16 protein-coding genes, 2 tRNA genes and 1 pseudogene are annotated in these 21,574 nt (G+C 53.6%); 11 read left to right on the top strand and 8 right to left on the bottom strand.

What is annotated here, in order from left to right; all coding sequences use genetic code 11:
- Window positions 1–313: 313 nt before the first annotated feature.
- The 5 genes from O77CONTIG1_RS26985 to O77CONTIG1_RS25560 all read left to right on the top strand — a co-directional run bounded on the left by O77CONTIG1_RS26985 (window position 314) and on the right by O77CONTIG1_RS25560 (window position 4,458).
- The gene (locus O77CONTIG1_RS26985) at window positions 314–1,045 is read left to right on the top strand and encodes a DEAD/DEAH box helicase (RefSeq protein ID WP_286132329.1); all 732 of its coding nucleotides are present in this window, start codon (window positions 314–316) and stop codon (window positions 1,043–1,045) included.
- Window positions 1,046–1,183: 138 nt separating this feature from the next.
- On the top strand, window positions 1,184–1,552 hold the full coding sequence (locus O77CONTIG1_RS26980) for a helicase-related protein (protein WP_286132328.1): 369 nt from the start codon (window positions 1,184–1,186) through the stop codon (window positions 1,550–1,552).
- Complete coding sequence (locus O77CONTIG1_RS26975) at window positions 1,546–2,796, top strand: hypothetical protein (RefSeq protein WP_286132327.1); 1,251 nt, start codon at window positions 1,546–1,548, stop codon at window positions 2,794–2,796. Before O77CONTIG1_RS26980 ends, O77CONTIG1_RS26975 begins: the two co-directional genes overlap by 7 nt.
- Window positions 2,797–2,894: 98 nt before the next feature.
- Window positions 2,895–2,968: transfer RNA gene (locus O77CONTIG1_RS14400), tRNA-Val, on the top strand.
- Window positions 2,969–3,408: 440 nt separating this feature from the next.
- Entirely contained in the window at window positions 3,409–4,458 is a 1,050-nt protein-coding gene (locus O77CONTIG1_RS25560; protein ID WP_197673200.1) for a glycoside hydrolase family 19 protein, read from the top strand.
- A gap of 22 nt (window positions 4,459–4,480) precedes the next feature.
- On the opposite strand, the gene O77CONTIG1_RS14390 is transcribed toward O77CONTIG1_RS25560, so the two are convergent.
- Together O77CONTIG1_RS14390 and O77CONTIG1_RS14385 are read right to left on the bottom strand one after the other, a co-directional pair.
- Window positions 4,481–5,869: a glutamine synthetase family protein gene (locus O77CONTIG1_RS14390; RefSeq protein WP_084782664.1), complete on the bottom strand. Its 1,389-nt coding sequence runs from the start codon at window positions 5,867–5,869 to the stop codon at window positions 4,481–4,483.
- 74 nt (window positions 5,870–5,943) lie between these two features.
- Window positions 5,944–7,392 carry an aldehyde dehydrogenase family protein gene (locus O77CONTIG1_RS14385; protein WP_084782663.1) on the bottom strand — a complete coding sequence of 483 codons (1,449 nt, stop codon included), beginning with the start codon at window positions 7,390–7,392 and terminating at the stop codon, window positions 5,944–5,946.
- 559 nt (window positions 7,393–7,951) lie between these two features.
- On the opposite strand from O77CONTIG1_RS14385, the pseudogene O77CONTIG1_RS14380 reads away from it, so the two are divergent.
- A pseudogene (locus O77CONTIG1_RS14380) lies at window positions 7,952–8,916 on the top strand (transposase).
- 48 nt (window positions 8,917–8,964) lie between these two features.
- Window positions 8,965–9,630 (top strand): transposase, encoded by a 666-nt coding sequence (locus O77CONTIG1_RS14375; RefSeq protein WP_084782661.1) that lies wholly within the window; start codon window positions 8,965–8,967, stop codon window positions 9,628–9,630.
- 107 nt (window positions 9,631–9,737) lie between these two features.
- Here the strand turns inward: O77CONTIG1_RS14375 and O77CONTIG1_RS14370 are convergent, their stop codons facing one another.
- Entirely contained in the window at window positions 9,738–10,550 is an 813-nt protein-coding gene (locus O77CONTIG1_RS14370) for a FadR/GntR family transcriptional regulator (protein WP_068511703.1), read from the bottom strand.
- Between the two features lie 690 nt (window positions 10,551–11,240).
- A complete protein-coding gene (argC, locus tag O77CONTIG1_RS14365; protein ID WP_068511699.1) occupies window positions 11,241–12,305 on the bottom strand; it encodes an N-acetyl-gamma-glutamyl-phosphate reductase in 1,065 nt (354 codons plus the stop codon).
- 548 nt (window positions 12,306–12,853) lie between these two features.
- Between argC and ribBA the strand changes: the two genes are divergently transcribed.
- Complete coding sequence (ribBA, locus tag O77CONTIG1_RS14360; protein ID WP_068511697.1) at window positions 12,854–14,584, top strand: bifunctional 3,4-dihydroxy-2-butanone-4-phosphate synthase/GTP cyclohydrolase II; 1,731 nt, start codon at window positions 12,854–12,856, stop codon at window positions 14,582–14,584.
- Between the two features lie 39 nt (window positions 14,585–14,623).
- Here the strand turns inward: ribBA and O77CONTIG1_RS14355 are convergent, their stop codons facing one another.
- Window positions 14,624–15,769, bottom strand: coding sequence for an endonuclease/exonuclease/phosphatase family protein (locus O77CONTIG1_RS14355; protein ID WP_197673199.1), 1,146 nt, complete (start codon window positions 15,767–15,769; stop codon window positions 14,624–14,626).
- A 445-nt stretch (window positions 15,770–16,214) separates the two neighbouring features.
- Between O77CONTIG1_RS14355 and O77CONTIG1_RS14350 the strand changes: the two genes are divergently transcribed.
- Complete coding sequence (locus O77CONTIG1_RS14350; protein WP_068511691.1) at window positions 16,215–16,571, top strand: hypothetical protein; 357 nt, start codon at window positions 16,215–16,217, stop codon at window positions 16,569–16,571.
- A 240-nt stretch (window positions 16,572–16,811) separates the two neighbouring features.
- Here O77CONTIG1_RS14350 and O77CONTIG1_RS14345 read toward each other — a convergent pair whose 3' ends face one another.
- Window positions 16,812–17,834: a tetratricopeptide repeat protein gene (locus tag O77CONTIG1_RS14345; protein WP_172799694.1), complete on the bottom strand. Its 1,023-nt coding sequence runs from the start codon at window positions 17,832–17,834 to the stop codon at window positions 16,812–16,814.
- 705 nt (window positions 17,835–18,539) lie between these two features.
- Here O77CONTIG1_RS14345 and O77CONTIG1_RS14340 point away from each other — a divergent pair.
- Window positions 18,540–20,159, top strand: coding sequence for a B12-binding domain-containing radical SAM protein (locus O77CONTIG1_RS14340; RefSeq protein ID WP_068511685.1), 1,620 nt, complete (start codon window positions 18,540–18,542; stop codon window positions 20,157–20,159).
- Between the two features lie 176 nt (window positions 20,160–20,335).
- Window positions 20,336–20,686 (top strand): hypothetical protein, encoded by a 351-nt coding sequence (locus O77CONTIG1_RS14335; RefSeq protein WP_156435283.1) that lies wholly within the window; start codon window positions 20,336–20,338, stop codon window positions 20,684–20,686.
- 80 nt (window positions 20,687–20,766) lie between these two features.
- Here O77CONTIG1_RS14335 and O77CONTIG1_RS14330 read toward each other — a convergent pair.
- Window positions 20,767–20,837 (bottom strand) — tRNA-Gly (locus O77CONTIG1_RS14330).
- A 185-nt stretch (window positions 20,838–21,022) separates the two neighbouring features.
- The gene (locus O77CONTIG1_RS14325) at window positions 21,023–21,361 is read right to left on the bottom strand and encodes a hypothetical protein (RefSeq protein WP_068511676.1); all 339 of its coding nucleotides are present in this window, start codon (window positions 21,359–21,361) and stop codon (window positions 21,023–21,025) included.
- Window positions 21,362–21,574 lie beyond the last annotated feature (213 nt).

Raw genomic sequence — 21,574 nt, 5'->3', positions numbered from 1 at the left:
TAAGATTGCCTGTGATTTATGATCCGTTCAAAGGCGATCTAGGGTTAGGCATCCTAGGACGGCAAACGGTTTGAGGCAATTCTTGATGGACAGAAGCGCCCCGTTGTGGGGCAAAAAGTATCCTGTTTATGCCCCGTCTTGTGGGTGTACCCCACTTTTGTAACCCTCACCCTAAATTCCTCTCCCAAGGCGGGAGAGGGACTTCCAATCCGGCTCCCCTCTCCCTTTTTTTGGGAGAAGGGGCTGGGGGATGAGGGCAAACTTGCAGAACTAGGATACGCCCTGTTTTATGCCCCGTCTTGTGCCCCGTTTTATGCCCCGTTTTGTGCCCTATGAAGAGGCGATCGCCCCCCGCACGACTCAACTTAACACTCCCAGTCTTGCGCCTGTTGCCGCGTGGTTTCAGCACCAAGGCTGGGAGCCATTGTCGTTTCAGCAGGAAACCTGGGAGGCGTTTTTGGCGGGGCGCAGTGGGCTGGTGCAGGTGCCCACTGGGTCTGGCAAAACCTACGCAGCGGTCATGGGGGCGATCGCCGCTATGCTGCACGACCCCAAGCCAGGGCTGCAACTGCTGTACCTGACCCCGCTGCGATCGCTCTCCCGCGACATCGAGCAATCTATCCGCCGCCCTATCGAAGACATGGGCTGGGATCTGCGGGTCGAGTCGCGCACGGGCGACACCAGCGCTAGCCGCAAAGCCCGCCAGCTCAAAAATATGCCGCAGATTCTGATTACCACACCAGAATCGCTTGCTCTAATGCTGTCCTATGCCGGGGCAGAGACGCTTTTTGGCAGCCTGCGGGCGGCGATTCTGGACGAGTGGCATGAGTTGCTTAGTTCCAAACGGGGCACCCAAACCGAACTCTGCCTTTCGGCACTGCGTCAATTGCGCCCGTCGCTGCAAACCTGGGCCCTGTCGGCCACGCTGGGCAATATTCAGGAAGCTGCCCAGGTCGCCGTGGGGCTAGATATCGAACCCGTGGTGATTCAAACCAAACCTCCAGCGGCAAACGATCATTCGCAGCATCCTGCCCCGACTCGGTAGACACTTTTCCCTGGGCGGGGCATTTGGGCCTGCGAATGTTTCAGGAACTTGTAGATGCTCTGGATATCGAAACCTCCCACGCTAATTTTTTACCAACACCCGCGCCCCAGGCAGAAAAGTGGTATCAGGCGCTCACCTTTGCCCTGCCCCGACCACGCAGACCGCATTGCACTCCACCACGGCTCCATCGACGTGCAAGAGCGAGAGGCGATTGAAGCAGCCGTGAAAACTGGAGCCATCAAGTGGGTGGTTTGCACCTCATCGCTGGATTTGGGTGTAGACTTTCAGCCCGTGGAGCGCGTCGTGCAAATTGGCAGCGCCAAAAACCTGGCCCGATTATTGCAAAGAGCTGGGCGATCGGCCCACGTCCCCGCAGGCACGTCCGAGATTTTCTTCCTGCCGACCAACTCGCTGGAGCTATTGGAAATTTCTGCCTTTCGCAATGGGCTGGCCCAGGGCGATATCGAAGTACGCCCGCCCCGCTTCATAAGCCCTACGACGTGCTAATTCAGCACCTAGTCACCCTGGCCTGTGGGGATGGTTTCACGCCTGCCGACACGCTCTCCGCCATTCGCAAAACAGTATCCTACGAACGCTTAACGGATGCCGAATTTACCTGGATACTCGACTTTTTGGAAAAGGGTGGGAAGTCGCTTAGCGCCTACCCAAGGTACAGAAAAATCACGCTGGAGGATGACCGCTATCGGGTTATCGATCCGCAAATTTCCCGGATGCATCGGATGGGTATCGGAACGATTACGTCTAACCAATCGGTACAGATCCAGTACACCAATCGCCGCAAGATTGGCACGATTGAGGAAAGCTTTGCATCCAAACTACAAAAGGGCGATGTGTTCTTTTTTGCAGGGCGGCAGCTTGAGTTTTTTCAAATGAAAGACATGGTGGTTTACGTCAAGGGCACAAGCAAGAAGTCTACTGTAACTCCGACCTGGGGCGGCGGAAATCTCGCAATATCCGACACATTAAGTACGCACCTGAGACGTGAAATTGAACAGAGCCAGGATGCAAACACAAATCTAGAACTCACCTGCTTGAAACCCATTCTGTCTGCTCAGCAGCGCATTTCCCACCTGCCCGCCGTAAACGAACTGCTGATTGAAACCTGCAAGACCCGTGAAGGACAGCATCTCTATGTTTATCCCTTTGAAGGGCGCTTTGTGCATGAGGGGCTGGGCTTTTTGTGGGGCTATCGGTTTGCGCGACAAAAGCAGGCGACGTTTACGATTTCGGTAAATGACTATGGATTTGAAATCCTCGCACCCAAAGACTATCCCTTTCAGGAGTTGTTTTCCGATGACTTCTTTAGTCTAGAGAATCTGGAAGCCGACATTCGCGCCAGCCTCAACCTATCGGAACTCACCGCCCGCAAGTTTCGCGGCATTGCCCAGATTGCTGGGCTGGTGTTCAAGGGCTATCCCTCTGCCAAAAAGACGGCAGGGCAACTCCAGGTCAGTTCGTCGCTGATTTACGAAGTGTTTTCCAAATATGAACCGGATAACTTGCTGCTGAAGCAAGCAGAGCAAGAAGTCCTCACAGATCAGCTAGAGGTGCATCGGCTGGCCAAAACGCTGGATAGAGTGCGATCGCTCTCTCTGGTGTGGCAAACCACTAAACGACCATCGCCCTTTGCTTTTCCGCTGCTGGTGGAGCGGCTCAACTCGCGCCTGTCGAACGAGAGCCTGCTAGAGCGCATCGAGCGGATGAAGCAGCAATGGGACGGCAAAGCGTGAACCCCAGGCAGAAAAAGCATTTCAGCCAGCGTTTTGTAAAATTGAGGACAAAAAGCTTGATGCGATCGCCCAAGGCTGCTATAGTAGTAGACTGTTTAGGACGCATAGCTCAGTTGGTTAGAGCACCACGTTGACATCGTGGGGGTCACTGGTTCGAGTCCAGTTGTGTCCATTTAAGAGCGTTTGTTTATCTGGATCTGGTTCCTTGCCGATTAGGAAACAAGTTGGGGCTTTGTCTGGAATTCTACGGCCAGAGCGTGAAGTATCCAGCAAGACGGCACAACACGCTCCGGACACCATTTCACACCATTCCACCCCTTCAAAGTGCCGTTTCACAGGTTCGAGTTTGCGATTCAGGACTGACCACGCAGATTGCTGTTGGCTGTAGGATTTTCCAGATTGACTTGACCGCTTAAACACAGGATGGCCGTATGAAGACTGATTTCAAAGCGGGTCGCTGTGCTGCGGACGTGAGTTTGGGCATTCTAAACTCAGTCATTCATTATGCATCTGCCCGGTAGACATTGCCCCGGCGATCGCTCGTTTAGCCTTCCCCCCGTAGGCGCGATCGCACACTGCTTCATAACCACTTCGGAATCAGGGAAAATCGCCATGACTAATGCTTCGGTTAATCACGCGGCCAATTCCGCGCCCAGCAGCACTGCTAGTCCTGCGCCTACGCTTGATAGCGCAAAACTTAGGACGTATCGAGATTATGGAATTAGCCGCTTTGAGCAGCTTTTGCTGCAATTGCCCCCCCAGCCCCATGATGCCGATCGGTTTCTAGATCGGGCGATTCGTCAGCTCACGGGGTTGCCGCCCGCGCCTGCCAGTGCCCATCCCTATCACGGCATCTACGGCACAACGTTCACTATGGCCCATTATCGAGATGGGGGGAGCGATCGCCTGCGGGATTTGCTGATGAAACAGCCAGAACTACACCCGCTGGATAGCGAAATCGACACGCTTATCCGGTTGCTCTCAGATCTGCCTGCCCGCCCCGCTGGAAGCTTACCTTACGTGCGGCTATTTATCTTACCTGAGGACGCACTGCCCCAGCCCGCACCACCCAATACCCAGGCCAACTATCCCCCCGCAAAGCGGCAGTTCGTCACGACAGATCAAATTTTGCAAATCATTGGCTCTAGCCAATTGCGCGATCGCGTAATTGCCATGACCCCCGGCATCAACGCCACCTTCGAGCGGTTTGAAATCAACACCCCCCTGCGAATGGCCCATTTCTTTGGGCAGGTGTTGCACGAAAGCGGTGGCTTCCGCTATCTGCGCGAAATCTGGGGCCCGACAGATGCCCAGCGCCGCTACGAGCCGCCGTCGAGTCTGGCGCGAAATCTGGGCAATACGCAACCGGGCGATGGCGCACGCTATATGGGGCGCGGCGTAATTCAGCTAACGGGTCGCTCCAACTATGCTCAGTTTTCCAGGGCAATGGGGGTTGATTTTGTAGCAAATCCCGATTTGGTTGCGTCGCCGCAGTATGCTGTCACTGCCGCTGGGTGGTTCTGGCAAACCCGCAACATCAACCAACACGCTGACCGCGACGACCTGATTGCTGTCACCCGCGTGGTGAATGGCGGCCGCAACGGTCTAGCCGATCGCCAAAAATACCTGAACCGGGCAAAGCAGGTGCTAGGCGTTCGCTGATCGACGGGGGATTAGAGGGGGATCAGGCCCGTTCAAAATAGCGGGCCCGTTCCCAACTCGTCACCACTTCGTCGAATTTACGCTGCTCGGTCTTGAAGAAATGCAAATAGTGGTCAATCGTGGCTTCGCCAAAGGTGTCCCGCGCCCACTGGCTCTTCTCTAGCTCATGAATTGCCTCATTCAGGCTGTGGGGCACCTGCGGCAAATCCCGCGCCTCATACACATCGCCCTCAAACATGGGCGGCGGCTCGATTTGGTTTTTGATGCCGTCGAGTCCAGCCGCGAGGGTGGCAGCAAAGGCAAGATAAGGATTGGCATCGGCTCCCGGTGCGCGACACTCTAGCCGCAGCGAGGAGCGGTGTCCCAAAATGCGAAAGCCCGCTGTGCGGTTGTCATAGGACCAGGCAATGCCCGTTGGCGCAAAGGAACCTGCTACATAGCGCTTGTAGGACGTGGGATAGGGCGCGTAGAACGGGAAGATTTCGCGGATATGCGCCATCCAGCCGCCGAGGAACCAGCGAAACAGCGGCGAACTATGCACCGGGCCGAAGGCTTCCTCACCGGGGAACAGCGCGATCTTACCTTCCTGATCCCACAGGCTGGCGTGCAGGTGCATACTCGACCCGGCATAGCGCTCGTCCCATTTAGACATAAACGTGACAGCGACGTTGTTTTGCCAGGCAATTTCCTTGGCGGCGTGCTTGTAGAGAATATGGCGATCGCACATTTCTAGAAAATCTGCATAGCGCAAGTTGATCTCCTGCTGCCCCGGCCCCCATTCGCCCTTGGAGAACTCGACAGGAATTCCCGATCGCTCCAAATGCTTGCGGATTGCGCCAATGAGAAACTCTTCCTTGGTGCCCTGGAAGATATGATAATCCTCAATGTAGCTGCCGATGGGCTGGAGGTCATGATAGTTCTTTTGCCGCGCGGTTTCGTAGGAATCGGCAAAGACGTATAGCTCCAGTTCCGATGCCCCTTTGGCAACATAGCCCAGCGACTTGGCCCGTTCTACCTGCGTCTTCAGCAGGCTGCGCGGCGCAATCTCGACTAGCACGTCTTCTTCTTCGTTGTAAACATCGCACAGCACGATCGCTGTTTTCTCTAGCCAAGACGCAACTCGTAGCGTACTCAGGTCAGGAATCATGCGAAAGTCGCCATAGCCACTGGCCCAACTGGTGAAGTGGTATCCCGGAACCGGGTCCATTTCCATGTCGCAGGCCAGCAAATAATCGCAGGCGTGAACGCCATCTTGCAGCACGTCGTTCACAAAAAAATCGCCCGTAATCCGCTTGCCGATCAGCCGTCCGTAGAGGTCTGGGAACACGGCAAGGATAGTTTCAATCTGTTCATCCTGAACAAGCTGCGTCAGCGTTTCGACAGTCAATCGGCCACGAGAAGAAGAATGCATAAAGGAATACGAAATAGAAGGATTAAAGAATGGGGAGTATTGGCTAGAGAAGTAAAAAAGAGACGGACGCTCCGCTACTCTGCAATGAAGACACTCTTCCACTCACTGTAATGATCTAACACGGCAAGTCCCAGTTCGCGACCAATGCCGCTGTGCTTCACGCCGCCGAAGGGGGCTTCTAGGTGGACGCTGTGGCCCGTGTTGATAGAGAGAACGCCCGTTTCAATGGCGCGGGCAACACGGAGGGCGCGGCCGATGTCGCGGGTCCAGATAGAGCCAGAGAGTCCGTAGAGACTGGTGTTGGCGATCGCCACGGCTTCTTCTTCTGTGTCAAATGGCATAGCACAGAGAACCGGGCCAAAGATTTCTTCCTGGGCAATTCGCATATTGGGCGTGGCGTGGGCGAAGAGGGCAGGCGTGAGGTACGCGCCCTGGTCGAGCGGGGATTCGGTGGGCACTGTGCCGCCGCAGAGCAGGGTTGCGCCTTCCTGCTGCCCCAGCATGATATAGTCCAACACGCGATCGCGCTGCTGGGTGGAAATCAGTGTGCCGATTTCTGTCGATTCGTCGAGCGGTGGGCCAATTTGGAGCGCCTGGAATTGCTGCGTCAGGCGATGCAAAAACTCGTCGTAAACCGGGCGCTGAATCAACAGGCGCGATCGCGCACAGCAGTCCTGCCCGGCATTGTCCAGCACGCTCCACATCGCCTTGGGAACCGCCAGATCCAGATCTGCATCGGCAAACACCAGATTCGCCGACTTGCCGCCCAGTTCCAGCGTCACGCGCTTGAGGTCGTCTGCCGCTGTCCGCATGACGTGCATCCCGATTTCAGTCGAGCCAGTGAAGGAGATCTTTCGCACCAGCGGATGCCGCAGCAGCGCCTCGCCCGCCACCGATCCTGCGCCCGGAACCACGTTAAACACACCGGGCGGAATGCCTGCTTCCAGCGCCAGTTCGCCTAGCCGCAGCGCTGTGAGCGGCGTTTGGGTGGCAGGCTTTAGCACCACTGGATTTCCCATTGCCAGAGCAGGCGCAACCTTCCAGGCGGTGATGGCGATGGGAAAGTTCCACGGCGCAATCAGCCCACACACGCCGATGGGTTCCCGAAACGTCAGATGGGTGCCTGCTGCTGCCACGGGGGTCGTCTGTCCGCTGATCTTATTCACGGCTCCAGCGTAATACTCGAAGCAGTCTGCGGCCAGGTTCACCTCGTCGCGGGCATCGCGGATGGGTTTGCCGACGTTGCGGCTTTCCAGTTGGGCCAGCGGTTCCAAATTTTCGCGGATGAGGGTCGCCAACTTCAGCAACAGTTGGGTGCGATCGCGACTATTAACCTTACGCCAAGGCGATCGCACTTGATCGGCGACCTGCACAGCCCGATCGACATCATCGGCTGTGGCTGCGGCGACTTTAATCCAGGCATCCCCTGTGGCGGGATCGATGAGTTCGGTATATTGCCCTGACTCGGCGGGGAGGCGATCGCCCCCAATCAATAAATCTTGCGTCCCAAAACCTTGCGTCACGCTATCACCATTTATATCAAGATCAAGTCCACATCAAGTCTATTGTCGAGTCACTTTCAAGCCATTGTTCAAGCCATTGTTCAAGAAGATTGCAACGGCGCAAATCAATGGTGTGAACCAATAATGCAAACCATGCCACCGTGAACAATGAAAGATATATAGATGGAACGATTTATATAGTTTATATAGATTGAATGCTCTGAGTGAATGTGGATGCAAAAGCAAAAGATGCAACATTCATCCAAAGGTATGAATCTATTCCATTCAACCTCAGAGCTAAAGGTATGCGGTTATTGAGTATGCTTCCGTAGCTAGTGTTACAAAGTCTAGATTCCGGTAATACAACTTAAAAGTGAGAGCGATTTGTGGCGATCGCCAAAAGTATTGAAACGACCCGGTGAGCAACGAACCCCACTGCTATGCCGATGGCTCGTGTTCAAGATTTATCCTAGTTCGCTCAAGACATCAAAAGCCAGAAGTGTTGAAAGATAGATTAAGCGACGAAAAAAAGGGACAGAATGCAGTATTCTGTCCCCAGATAAAGAAAAAATAACGTCCAATGGTAGCCACGTTTCCTCAAATTGTCAAATCCATATTGCAGCAACTCTGCGCGCATGACTATCCCGTTTTGAACTCGCGCTTATTTTTTGAAATCTGGTTAACCTTCGTTTTAGACCAGAGTTTAACGAGCATGAGGGACTTGTTCTATCGCCTGAATAAGGCGGGTATTGAAGTTGACATTTCCACCTTTTCTAAAGCTTGCAAAATACGACAAGACCAGCATTTTTTCGGATCTATGCTGAACTAATGGAGCAGCTAAAGCGGAAGAATCCAGCAACAGCGCGAATGCTATTTCCGATTGATTCAACCGTTATTACGTTAACCAGCAAGTTATTCTGGATGCAGGGTTATCATCAGGTTAAATTGATGAACGGAGTGAATTTAACTCAGGGCAATCCGAGCGAGCGCTTGATTCATTTTGGACAAGGACATGATGCAAGATTTGCCGAGTGGGTAACAGGCATGATTCCTGAGAACGGCGTCGGCATCATGGATAGAGGCTTTGCGAGTTGGGAGTTTCTTGACCAACTAAGCCAGACCAAGACACTCTTTGTGGTGCGAATTAAGAACAACATGAAGACCGAACTTGACCATCAGCGGTATCGGGTCGTTTGGTTTTGTGATCTCGAAAGCCAAACCGAGTTTCGTCTAGCCACTAATGTAGAACAGATGACGAATGAGGAGGTCGGCGAAGTGTATCGTCATCGTTGGCAGATCGAGGTGCTATGGAAGTTTTTGAAGATGCACTTAAAGTTGGACAAACCGATCACGAAAAGTGTGAATGGAGTCACGATACAAATTTACATGGTATTGATTGCTTATCTCGTTTTGCAGTTAATAGAAATTCCAGCGTTTTATGGCTGTCAGTTGTTAGATAAGCTGCGATATTTGCAACTCGAATTGAGCCGTCGCTGTTCAATTGTCCACTGGAGCTTTGACTGGGTGCCGGAGACGCTCGTGTAGTTGCATGTTAAGTTTTATGTCCGAATTCAACACTTCTGACTTTTTCCGATTGATTCAACCATCGTTACACTTACCAGCAAGCTATTTTGGCTGCAAGGATATCACCAAGTTAAATTACTGAATGGAATCAACTTAGAGCAAGGATATTCGAGTGAATGCTTGATTCATTTTGGGCAAGGACATGATGCAAAGTTTGCCGATTCGATTAGCACGATGATTCCCGAAAACGGCATCGGCATCATGGATAGAGGCTTCGCAAGCTGGGAATTTCTCGACCAAATGAGTCTCACTCAAACAAAGTTTGTGGTGCGAATCAAGAACAATATGAAGACTGAACTTGACCACGACCGTTACCGCGTGGTTTGGTTCTGTGATTTGGAGAGTCGGAGCGAGTTTCGTCTGGCAACTAATGTCAATGAGATGAGCGACGAAGAAATCAGTGATACCTATCGGCATCGTTGGCAAATTGAGGTGTTATGGAAGTTTCTCAAGATGCACTTAAAGCTCGATCGTCTCATCACCAAGAATGTGAATGGGGTGAGTATTCAGATTTATATGTTGCTCATCACGTATTTAATCTTATTGTTAATCGAAATTCCAGCATTCTATGGCAGTGAATTGCTCGACAAGTTTCGGTATTTACAACTGGAACTGAGCCGTCGCTGCTCAATGGTTCATTGGAGCTACGATCTGCTGCCCGAAACACTCGTATGACTCTTGTAAGCTAAAATGTAAAGTTTTCTATCTGGATTCAACACTTCTGATCAAAAGCAAAAGTTTCCAGGCGCAAAAGCTACTCTAAAAATATCTCAAACCAACTTTCATAGCAGGGCATTTAAGTAACTGTTAGTAGCCAAAATATGCTCCTGAATCTTGAGACGGGCGAGGTCGGGTCGTCCCAGGCAGATTGCATCTACGATCATCTGGTGCTGATCATTAGCATGGAGACATTGGGACTTACTGTAGGGTGCAGCCGTCAGCAAATCCGACAGTTCAGCATGAATATCTGCAACAACCGACGACAGCCGATCGGTCTGGGTTGCTGCGGCAATCAGCAGATGAAATCGCGTATCTAGCTTGCGATATTCTGCATGGTTGTCTGCTTGCTCCATTGCGTTAACCAGCGCTTGCAGTTCCCACTTTTGCTCGTCGGTCGCCCGTTGAGCGGCTAGTTCTACCACACCCGACTCTACGACTAGCCGATGATCCAAAATTCCAGCGACGGAGGTTCCTCTAGCACTGAGGCGGGTTCGCAGATTTTGTAATGTTTCGGGCACCGGGTGCTTGGAGACAAAGGTGCCTCCCGTGCGCCCCCGACGCGCTACCAAAATGCCCTGCTCGGTCATCAGGCGAATTGCCTCTCGGACGGTAGCCCGACTCACGCCCATAATATCGGCAATTTCCCGTTCGCTCGGCAGTTGGTCGCCGGGTTCATAAAGCCCCATCTTTACGGCTGAACTGAGCCGCTCTAGAGTGACTTCAAAAGCGTTGACTGTTGGCTTTGGGCCTCGCAGGAGGGCATCAGCCGATTGTCGTGATGTGTTGAAGCTGAGCAGTTTGGTGCTGTGGGGCGCAATTGAAACGGAGGAGTTTATTTGCTGTTGGGACGTTTCGTTTTGGTGCAGGATAGTCATCAGGTGGGAGCGTTTTCTATCACGTCAAAAATAAGAGCGAATTCAAAAATTTACGGGGTGATCTTACGGGGCGATCGCCCTGACAGATTTCACAATATTTTTCACAACACCCCGTATCCGTCCAAATATCCATCCAGCAGATAGGACAGTTAAGACAGTTAAGGCGCTTAGAAAATGGTTTCTGTGCCGTGAGTTTGAATTACCCTAACACAACCTTGAGAAAACTCAGAAGATTCAGTCCAAAATTCCCACAGAGTCGTCGGCTGGAATCGTTGACCCGTCTTTGAATTAAGTGTTGAATCAAGTTATGTTGCTCAGAAATGACTATTTTGATAACTATTTTTGATAACTATTTTGTTGCAAAGCCCAATTTTGTAGGGTGTTCAACTTTATATCCGCCCTCCCCAAATTTGGGCTTGTATTTTCTAGCGGTTCCTGGTTAACGGATGAGGAGGCTGAGTTTGTAAACTCAGAATTTTGCACTTCCAGTTCGGCGTAATGGCAGATACGATTGATGAAATTGGGGCGATCGCCCAACCCTGATCACGACACCACAAAAGTCTTATTTTGATGAGTCATTGTAAAGAAAAAAGTCATTCTTTCGCGCACTCCAGCAGAGATTGGCCAGCGTGCGCTGGCGATCGCCCAACAGCTTATTGACCACAAGACTCGACAAGTTAAAGATAGCGACTATGGATAAAACGTCAACTGCGGCAGCCCCAACGTTTCTTCCCAGCCCATCATCAGGTTGAGGCACTGGAGCGCCTGACCCGCCTGCCCTTTCAGCAAGTTGTCGATGGCAGACATGACGATCACGCGGCCTGTGCGCGAATCTAGCTCGATGCCGATGTAGCACAGGTTCGTGCCGCAGGCCCACTTGGTTTGGGGATAGGTGCCGCTGGGCAACACGCGCACCCACGGCGCATTGCGGTAGAACGCAGAATAGATGGTGTGCAAATCATCGCGCACCAGCCCCGGATCGCGCATGGTGGCGTAAATTGTTGCCAAAATACCGCGCACCATCGGCACTAGATGCGGCGTAAACTGCACCAGTACCTCATGCCCAGCCAGGTCACTACAGACCTGCTCGATTTCGGGCGTGTGGCGATGGCGACCGCCGACGTTGTAGGCGCGGAAGGAACTGTCAGCTTCGGCCAGCAGCATGTCCACCTTAGGGGGCTGGCGACCGCCACCGGAGGTGCCCGATTTTGCGTCGATGATGGCAGTTTCGGGAATGATCAGCCCTTGCTTGAGCAGCGGCGCAAGACCCAGCAGGCTAGCGGTGGGATAGCAGCCAGGACAGCCGATCAGTTGGGCTTCAGCGATGCGATCGCGGTATAGCTCCGGTAGCCCGTACACCGCCCTGGTCGCAACCGCAAAATCGTCGCGATCGCCCCCATACCAGGTCTTATAGGTCTGCAAATCGCTGAACCGGTAGTCGGCGGACAAGTCCAGCACCTTGCAGCCCTTTTCCAGCAGGCGCGGAGCCATCTTGTAGGCGAGACCATTTGGTAAAGAGAGAAAGACAACCTGGCAGCGATCGCCAATCGCCTCTACATCCACCGACTCCACCGATAGATTCACCCGGTGCCCCAGATGGGGATAGAGTTCTGCAAACGGCTTACCCGCCGTGCTTTCACCACCCAGATACGCCAACTCCAGCTTGGGATGCTCTAGCAATAGCCGGACTAGTTGAATGCCGCCATAGCCCGACGCGCCCACAATGCCGACGGGAATACGTTCTAAATCACCCATGATGATTGCCCTTATACAACGCTAGCCTCAGCAATTTTCACTCCAACAGGTTCAGCCTCAACGGCTGCAAAAATCAGGTTTAGCATTCCATCATTCATCGACGGGTGCACATTACGGATGCATCTGAAGAGATCAGCCTCGATACCCTGCATCGCCTGATCAGGTGATGCCCAGCCCTAACCTAAAAAACGAGAATCGTTCAGTCAGTTCAAAAGTTCATAAATCAGTAGGTTAACAATAAAACACCCTGCTATTTTGCGCTATCTAGGAAATCAAAAGATTTTTGGGAAATCGAGCCGCCCCGCAGAGCCAGCCTCGACCGTGCTGAATTCGTGCTGCTAGCGCCTAGCTACCAAATTGTGCGAATAAACCCGTCTGCAATGCGAACCGCCCCCATCATAGCGCCGTGCTTGTCAATGGTTTAGCCGAAAGAGATACAATCGACTTAGCCGATCGCTTCAGAGAAGTTTACATTTCAGCCTCGCTCAACCATTGAGAGGGCTGCATTTTCAGTCTCTTCTTTTCTCTCTTCAATCAGGAATTTTCTCGTGGAACCGCTCACGCCCGCCACTACACCCGCTCAACCTACTCCTGCATTTCAATTCGACTCGATCGAGTCTGCCCTGGACGATCTCAAGGCGGGTCGAATGATCGTCGTGGTCGATGATGAAAACCGCGAAAACGAAGGCGATCTCGTCTGCGCGGCCCAGTTCGCCACGCCCGACATGATCAACTTTATGGCCGTGGAAGCGCGGGGGCTGATCTGTCTGGCCATGACCGGCGAACGGCTCGACCAACTTGACCTGCCGCTGATGGTCAGCAGCTACACCGATGAAAGCGAGCAGACCGCCTTCACCGTCAGCATTGACGGCGCAACCCACCTCGGCGTGACCACAGGCATCTCGGCCGAAGACCGCGCCCGCACGATTCAAATTGCCCTGAACCCGCTGACTAAACCCAGCGACCTGCGCCGACCCGGCCATATCTTTCCCCTGCGGGCAAAAGAAGGCGGCGTGCTAAAGCGGGCCGGCCACACCGAGGCAGGCGTAGACCTGGCGCGACTGGCAGGTCTATACCCAGCAGGCGTAATCTGCGAGATCCAAAATCCCGATGGCTCAATGGCGCGGCTGCCAGAGTTGGTGGAATATGCTCAGCGGCATGGGCTGAAGCTAATCAGCATTGCCGACCTGATCAGCTATCGGCTCCAGCATGAGCGGTTCGTGCATCGCGAGGCAGTGGCGGATCTGCCGACCCAGTTTGGGCACTTCAAAATCTATGCCTATCGAAATTTGCTGGATAACTCCGAGCATGTGGCTATTGTGAAGGGCGATCCGGAGACGTTTAAGGATCGCTCTGTGTTAGTGCGTGTGCATTCTGAGTGCCTTACAGGAGATGCCCTGGGGTCGCTGCGGTGCGACTGTCGGATGCAGCTTCAGGCGGCGCTGAAGATGATTGAAAATGCGGGCGCGGGTGTGGTGGTGTATCTGCGGCAGGAGGGGCGCGGCATTGGGCTGATTAACAAGCTAAAGGCTTACTCGCTGCAAGATTTGGGGTTGGACACGGTGGAGGCAAACCAGCGGTTGGGTTTCCCGGCTGACCAGCGAAACTATGGCATGGGCGCACAGATTCTCAACGACATTGGTGTGCGCCAGTTTTGCCTGATTACCAACAATCCGCGCAAGATTGCCGGACTCAAGGGGTATGGGCTGGAGATGGTGAGCCGGGTGCCGCTGCTAATCGAGGCGACTCCGTTCAATGCTGATTATCTGGCAACGAAAGCAGAAAAACTGGGACATCTGCTGCTGCAAACCTACCTGCTGACGCTGGCGATTCGCTGGGAAGACGACCCCTCGGTGACGGAGCGCTACGACCGACTGGAGAAGCTGCGTTATCTGGCCAAGGCCCACGATCTGCTGGTGCAGGAAGAGGCGCGGCCGGTGGCGATCGCCCTCTTTAACCAGTCGTCGCTGATCGTGCATCTAGGTTTTGGACAATCGCAGACCGCTAGCCCCGACTGGTTTCAGCAGCCAGAGCATCCCGCGAAACGGGCGATCGCCCAAATTCTTGACCAAGTTGCCGCCTGGCCAACCGTGCAGCAGCTAGAGTTTCTGGTGTCTGCGGGGGGCGACCCCATGACCAATTTACAGGTGCAACTGGATCGCCAAATCTTTCGACTGAAGCGGGACGACAGCGCTAATCAGGTGCGCCCCTCGGAAGTCTGCACTAGTCTGGCAACCCAGCGGATTTATGTGTTTTCCACGCACCCGCCGACGGACTAGCGAGCGGTCAAGCGGCCCGACCCATCCACTGCTAACGCGCTACTCAACCTCCACATCCACCCATACCAGGCGATGGTCGGAACTGATAATCGGATCGCCATCGCCCACCAATCGGAACAGCGGGTCACCCGGAGCGGGCCAGAAAACACCCGCGCCGACGACGGTGAGATCTGTCGAGGGCAGCACATAGTCGAGGCGGAGGCTCTGGCGACCGAAGCTGGCGGTGTGGAAGCGGGTGGGGCCGGTGGCGGTGCTGGCGGCGGCGATCGCCTGTCCCCCTGCGCTACTGGGCGCGAGGTCGGCGTTGACGCGGGGATGGTCGAGCAGTTGGGCGATCGCCCCTGGCATTCCGTCGCCATCGATGGGGTCGGCGTTCAGGTCGCCCATAATTACAAACGAAGCTGTGTCGCTCAGCCCGCCCCGCTGTCTCCGGTCGTCATAGAGATAGTCGGCGCGGCCAGGCGTGATGTAATCTGCCCACAGGCGCAATTCGTCGTGGTTGCGGCGGCCGTTGCGGTCTTCGGGCCCGTCGAATACGGGCGGCGTGGGGTGGCTGGCGAGGACATGAATCGTGCGATCTCCCACACGAATGGGCACATCCCAGTGATTTTTGGACGACAGCCGAAACACCGCCAATTCTTCTGGAGAATACCAGTTGCCCGCGTCGGGGGTCGCCGGATCGCTGGGCAGCAGCGCACCGGGCATATCTTTCCACAAAAACATTTGGAACGTCCGCACCTGATCTAGCGCGATGGGATATTTCGACAGCAGCACCATGCCGTATTGCCCTGGAAACAGCCCAAATCCAAACGCATCGCCTCCGTAGGCGCGAGTCCCCGGTGTAGTGCTGACCTGCCCGTCGTTATCTAGGTCAAAGCCGGACGGAATGCCTGTATTGCTGGGTGCGAGATAGACGTAGGGAAAGCGGATGGGCGCAGCGCCGTTGTGCCCCACGGCGAGATAGTTCTCCTGAAAGCGGCGCACTGCTTCGCCCGTCGTGTCATAGTCAAACTCCAACAGCAGCAGCACATCAGGGTTCACCCGCTGGATGATTTCGGCGACGGCCTGCACCTGCGGATGGTCGGGTGTTGCCAGATCCGCCAGCAGTTGTCCCTCTGTTTCGCGGTTGAGATAGGCGTTGAACGAGGCAAAGCGAATCGGTGCTGCCTCAGCAGAAGATTGCAAAACTCCTAGGCTGAAGCAGGCGGCTGTTCCCAGCATTGTTGTCTGGCAAAGCACACTCACTTTTATTTTCGGTCTAACCGTTGAGAGAAGGCGAGAAAGCATGAATGCCTCTAGGTTTCAGGAATCAGTCGCTTTTTAGTCGCTTCTATTGTCTCCTCCTTTAGGGAGAATTTCAAATCTTATTTGGCAAGATTTAATCCTCCGCTCTGCTGAGAAAAAACTGTGAAAACCTAACCGCTTTCGCTCTAGAGATTGATTTGAAGCAGGGGGTATTCAGCGTATAACTAAGTGCAGGATAAATGAGTCACTCAATGATTCAAAAATGATTCAAATGAGTCAAGCGGTGCTTATGGATTGAGCGGATTTCTAAGTCCAACTATCTAATTCAATTAGCGCAGTTCGATTGAGTCAGGCTTGACGAATTGTAATTCTTGGAGGAACTCCCATGAAAACTTGGAACCAACTAAAGCAGTCGATCTATAAAGTGGCAATCGCCTTCTCGTTTGTCGTCCTGATGCTGTTTACCGCCTCGCCTGCTCTTGCGTTTGGCTTTGGCAATCAGTCTAGCGCACCCAACGAAGGCGTAGAAAAGCTGGATGGAATCTACGAAAAGGCGGAAGAGGCGCTGGATTCGGGTCTGCAAAGCATGGAAGAAGTGCAGGATCGGGCCCGTAAGGGAATCAATGAAGTTCAGGAAAATGCTGACGTAGACAAGATGAATCGTCCGTCTAACTCCCGTCAGGCGGTAACGATTCAAGAAAAAGCTGAGCGTGCCCTGGAAAAGGCAACTCAGAACCGATAGTGTGATTTGGCGACGCAACTTTTAGTCTGCAAGTCAAGAGCGTAGCTTGTCCAAAAGCCCCTTGAGTTTCAGTGAGCTTAGGGGCTTTTGAATTTGATTATTTGGTTTCAGAACTCACGCCCTTGTGAATGTAAAACATTGTCTGGATGTGAGATTCTCAGTCCAATTTCCGAAGTTTGGCAACGTGGGTCTATTCCGCAGAAAGGAGCCTTAGAAAAGAACTTGCAAAAAACTTACTCCTTACTCATACGAATTGGCTCTGACAAAATCGCCAACGGCATAGCATACATTTCGCAGGCTGGTTAATAGCTGCTGCTCCAAGTCCTTATCTTGAGCAGATTGGGCGATCGCCAGTCGTTGTTCATAGCACTCGATGGCTTTGGCATAGTCTCCCATTGCGTCGTAAATCACGCTGAGGCTTTCGAGCGCCTGGTCTTCATTGCGCCTGTCGCGCAGGGTGCGGGCGATCGCCAGCCGCAGTTGATGATAGGTAATGGCTTTGTTGTAGTTGCCCAGAGAATAGCAGGCGCTCGCCAAGTTTTTGAGGATTTGCCCTTCGGTAGACAGGTCAGCCTGCTGTCGAGCAATTTCCAAAAGTTGCTCGTAGCACTCCACCGTTTTCTGACCGTTTTCTAGTGCGTGATAGGCATTGCCCAAGTTTCGCAAAACTTGTCCCTCTACCTGCAAATCATGCAGTTCTTTCGCCAGACGCAGGCTTTGTTCGTAATAGGCGATCGCCTGTTCACAATCCCCCATTGCCTTATACACCATGCCGAGGTTGTTGAGCGCCGCCATTTCGCCCCGCCGATCCTGAATTTCACGGGCTACAACCAGCGTTTGCCCTTTATATTCAATGGCCTTTTCAAAGTTGTTCAAATGGCGATAGGCATTGCCCAAATTTCCCAAGGCCTGACGCTCGGTGCGCCGATCCATTGTCTGACGAGCCATCGCCAGCGCTTGATAGGAATGGGCGATCGCCTCTTGGTATTGACCCAGCGCATAAAAGGCCAGACCCATGCCGCTGAGGGTCATGCCTTCGCCCTGCAAATCATGCACCTCTCGGTAGCCAAAGAGGACATGCCGAAATGTTTTCAGGGCTGATGGATAGTCCCGAATTTGATATTGCTCAATCGCTTTTTCCAGCAGTTGATCTAGCTCAGCTTTTCGAGTGCTGAAGCTCGCTGCCTTTGAATTGCGAACGTCCGTGGTTCGCTCGGTTTCTGGGACAAAGGTTCCCCGATGGGAATCAAAAAAATCAGCCATGACTGCGATCGCCTCCCGATTCAGTCCATCTTCCAATCCGTCGGATCATTGCAGATACAAACGTCCATCCAGATGGAATCTTCTTCAATGAAATATAAATGAAATATATCTGTAGTCCTAGCTGCAAATTACTAGTGACTCGATCACCTCGTAGATCAAAATCTAGCCGCAGACCTAATGAATTATCTCTGGCTTTTTAACCAGCTTATCTACCTGTTCCACTCTCTCAATTGAGCTTGGAAATCAATCAGCGTTCAACAAGTTTGTGTGTAACTCGGCCCTTAACCCATCGGACTTTAACTAGAGTTTGATCAGCGTTTAACTAAGGATTTCACTGGGGTTTAACTAGGGTTCAACTGGGGTTTAACTAGGGTTCAACTAGGGTTCAACCAGGGTTTAATAACTGCTCTTGAGGGCAGCAAAATTCGTCACAAAGTTGTCAATGTGTGAGGGCTGAACTTTTCGGTATCTTCAGCTTGCCATGAAGATTGTGCAAACTCCTACGGTAGATGCCCTGAAAAATGCCGCCTATAGCGTTCCAATTCCTCAATTGCTCCCGCTACATCTGCGTACATCCCCATATTTTTTAGTAGCTAAATATACATGCCTGGAGTCCATTGCTGGCGGCGATCGCCACATTGCCCACATCTTCTAGGCTTTTGCTATAGGCTGAAGGAGAATGTCTCCTCTCTTGCTTCTGCCTTTGTGACTGCTATTTTTGCCGATGAGCGGCTGCTGTTTACGCCTGCAACGCCGGATGCCGACGCGGTTCCGGTAATTTTTGCGTTTCCCAACGACTATACCGTTGGCATCACTAGCCTGGGCTATCAGGTGGTCTGGGCGACGCTAGCGACGCGGGCCGATGTGCAGGTCAGCCGCCTGTTTACCGATCTGCATGAGCCGCTGCCAGCCTGCCCCGAATTGCTGGGGTTCTCTGTATCCTGGGAACTGGACTATGTGAACATTTTGGAGCTGCTGGAGTCACTGGAGATTCCGCTGCGATCGCCCGACCGCACCGATGCCCACCCGCTCATTTTTGGGGGCGGCCCTGTGCTGACGGCCAATCCCGAACCCTTTGCCGACTTTTTTGACGTGGTGCTGCTGGGCGACGGTGAACTGCTCCTGGATGCGTTCATCACGGCTTACAAAGCAGTGCGGCAGGAGGGGCGATCGCAGCAGCTCCGGCACCTGGCGCAGGTTCCCGGTGTCTATGTCCCCTCGCTCTATGAAGTGACCTACACCGCACCAGATGGCAAAATTCGGGCGATCGCCCCGCTGGAAGGCGCACCTGCGGTCATTGAAAAGCAGACCTATCGCGGCAATGTGCTGTCGGCTTCGACCGTCGTCACCGAGCGGGCCGCCTGGGAAAACATTTACATGGTGGAGGTGGTGCGGAGTTGTCCCGAAATGTGCCGCTTTTGCCTGGCCAGCTACCTGACGCTGCCCTTTCGCCCAGCAAGTTTGGAGCAATCGCTGATGCCCGCCATCGAGCGGGGGTTGGCGGTGACGAATCGCCTGGGACTGTTGGGCGCGTCCGTGACGCAGCACCCGGAGTTTGACGAACTGCTGGACTATTTAAACAAGCCGCAGTTTGACGATGTGCGGCTGAGTTTGGCATCGGTGCGGACGGGTACTGTGACGGAAAAACTGGCGCGATCGCTCGTACAGCATGACACTCGCTCCATTACCATTGCGGTTGAAAGTGGGAGCGATCGCCTGCGGCAAATCATCAACAAAAAGCTGGACACTGAAGAAATTGTTCAGGCCGCCATCCACGCTAGAGCGGGTGGACTCAGCAGCCTCAAGCTCTATGGCATGGTGGGCATCCCCGGCGAACAGCCCGACGACCTAGAAGCAACTGTTGAAATGCTGAAAACCTTGAAAAAAGCCGCGCCCGGTCTGCGCCTGACGCTGGGGTGCAGCACCTTTGTGCCCAAAGCGCACACGCCGTTTCAGTGGTTTGGCGTGAACCCAGAGGCGGAAAAGCGATTAAAGTTTTTGCAAAAGCGACTGGGGGCGTTGGGAGTCGAGTTTCGTCCTGAAAGCTATAATTGGTCGGTAATCCAGGCGTTAATTTCACGGGGCGATCGCCGTTTGTCCCATTTACTAGAAAGGGTGCGCCACTATGGCGACACGCTGGGCAGCTACCGCCGCGCCTTCAAGGAACTGCGGGGAACCCTGCCACCGCTGGAGGCTTACGTTTTCGACTCCTGGCAGGCGGATGACCTGCTGCCCTGGGAGCACCTGCATGGGCCACTGCCCAAGGCGACTCTGCTCAAACATCAGGCGAGCGCGATAGCCCTGTTTGCCCCCGCAATGGTCTAACCCGGCTCTCGCTTACCCGCGAACAATTTGCCCAATTCCACCGTCTGCAAGTTTATGCTTGTGTCTACCCACGTTGGAAATAGGCCCAATCTGGGTAGTCTACGCTAGGGGTTCCCTTTTCGTTCTTCCCTCTTCGTTCTTCCTTCCTCGTTCTTCCCCCTTACCAAACCGTTGTCATGATTGAAAAGTCCAGTGAATGGAACCAGAGAGCAATGCTGCGCCGCGCCGCCCGCTCGCCCCATGCCTACACCGGGTCGCGGGTCAAGGTGGCTGCTGCTGTTGCGCCCCAGCCAGAAGTGCTGACCACGAAGGGTCTGGATTTCCTATCGCTGGCAGTTTGCTCTTGTGCGCTGACGCTGCTCTGCCACTCGGCCACCAGTCCGCTCCATAGCGCCAACCCCAGCAACACGGCCCCCGTGCGCCCGCCCGCCATGAGCCGCACAGCCACCACGCCCTCTTTCGCACCTTTTACGCTGGTTTCTCCTTCGCCCGAAGTGAAGGAACAGGACGAAGACCAAGACTTGTAAACTGCTTGGAAAGCCATCTAACAAGCCGCTTAGCAATCCGTTCTGATAAACAGCCTGTCAGATTGTTTAGATCCTTCCGAAGCGGGCAGCGGGAATCGAACCCGCATCAACAGTTTGGAAGACTGTAGTTTTACCACTAAACTATGCCCGCGAGCATTCCCATAACGGCCCTCGTCAAAGGTGTGAGGCAAAGGCGTTGGGAAATTCTCAAGCTTTACTAGGTTAGCATAATTCTAAAAGCAAGCTGCTAGGAGTATTGCTCAGTTTTTGGGCGATCGCCCTCTTACGTCGCCTGCGATGCGATCGCCCTTGAGTGCCGACTTCCCTGGTTTTTCGCTAGGGACTGGCGATCGCCGCCACCACTATCGACAGCAGCGCGATCGCCCCCAAAACGCCCCCTGTCCACAGCGCCAGCCGCCGCGAGGTAAACCGCGCCCACACCAGCAAGGTCAAAAATGCCGCCAACCCCACCAGCAGCGCTACCAGCACCAGGGGCAAATCGGGGGGCAAATTGTCGCGAATCATCTCTCGAAAGCGCCCCGGCGCAAACGCAGACAACAGCAGCGTGAACGAAGTGAGGGCGATCGCCAGCCCTCCCATGACCACACAGGTTCCTGCAATGCCTTGCAGAAAATACAGCCCGTCCTGGCGAAGACGGTTTTGAGTAATTGACATAACTACAGGTGAATAAGGCTAGACAAAACTAGACAAAAACAGATCTGTAAACCAATCCTGCACCACATAGGGATGACCCCGATAGGGATGACTAGGCTGCTGGTGCATCAGGATTTTAGGGTTGGGCGATCGCCCTGCAAAATCTTAGCCAAGTCTCAACTATGCAAGATTATAGCCACTGGTGGAAGTGGGAACGAAATTGCGGCAGTCAGG

It is taken from the genome of Leptolyngbya sp. O-77, from assembly GCF_001548395.1.
In the GTDB taxonomy this organism is placed as follows: domain Bacteria; phylum Cyanobacteriota; class Cyanobacteriia; order Elainellales; family Elainellaceae; genus Thermoleptolyngbya.
This window is presented reverse-complemented; position numbering and strand designations above follow the sequence as displayed.

What these genes read in the sequence shown, in the direction of transcription:
- O77CONTIG1_RS14335 (WP_156435283.1), top strand. Translation starts at nt 20,336, where the DNA reads ATGATTGAAAAGTCCAGTGAATGGAACCAGAGAGCAATGCTGCGCCGC.
- O77CONTIG1_RS14345 (WP_172799694.1), bottom strand. Translation starts at nt 17,834, where the DNA reads ATGGCTGATTTTTTTGATTCCCATCGGGGAACCTTTGTCCCAGAAACC.
- O77CONTIG1_RS14350 (WP_068511691.1), top strand. Translation starts at nt 16,215, where the DNA reads ATGAAAACTTGGAACCAACTAAAGCAGTCGATCTATAAAGTGGCAATC.
- O77CONTIG1_RS14390 (WP_084782664.1), bottom strand. Translation starts at nt 5,869, where the DNA reads ATGCATTCTTCTTCTCGTGGCCGATTGACTGTCGAAACGCTGACGCAG.
- O77CONTIG1_RS25560 (WP_197673200.1), top strand. Translation starts at nt 3,409, where the DNA reads ATGACTAATGCTTCGGTTAATCACGCGGCCAATTCCGCGCCCAGCAGC.
- O77CONTIG1_RS14370 (WP_068511703.1), bottom strand. Translation starts at nt 10,550, where the DNA reads ATGACTATCCTGCACCAAAACGAAACGTCCCAACAGCAAATAAACTCC.
- O77CONTIG1_RS14325 (WP_068511676.1), bottom strand. Translation starts at nt 21,361, where the DNA reads ATGTCAATTACTCAAAACCGTCTTCGCCAGGACGGGCTGTATTTTCTG.
- O77CONTIG1_RS26985 (WP_286132329.1), top strand. Translation starts at nt 314, where the DNA reads ATGCCCCGTTTTGTGCCCTATGAAGAGGCGATCGCCCCCCGCACGACT.
- argC (WP_068511699.1), bottom strand. Translation starts at nt 12,305, where the DNA reads ATGGGTGATTTAGAACGTATTCCCGTCGGCATTGTGGGCGCGTCGGGC.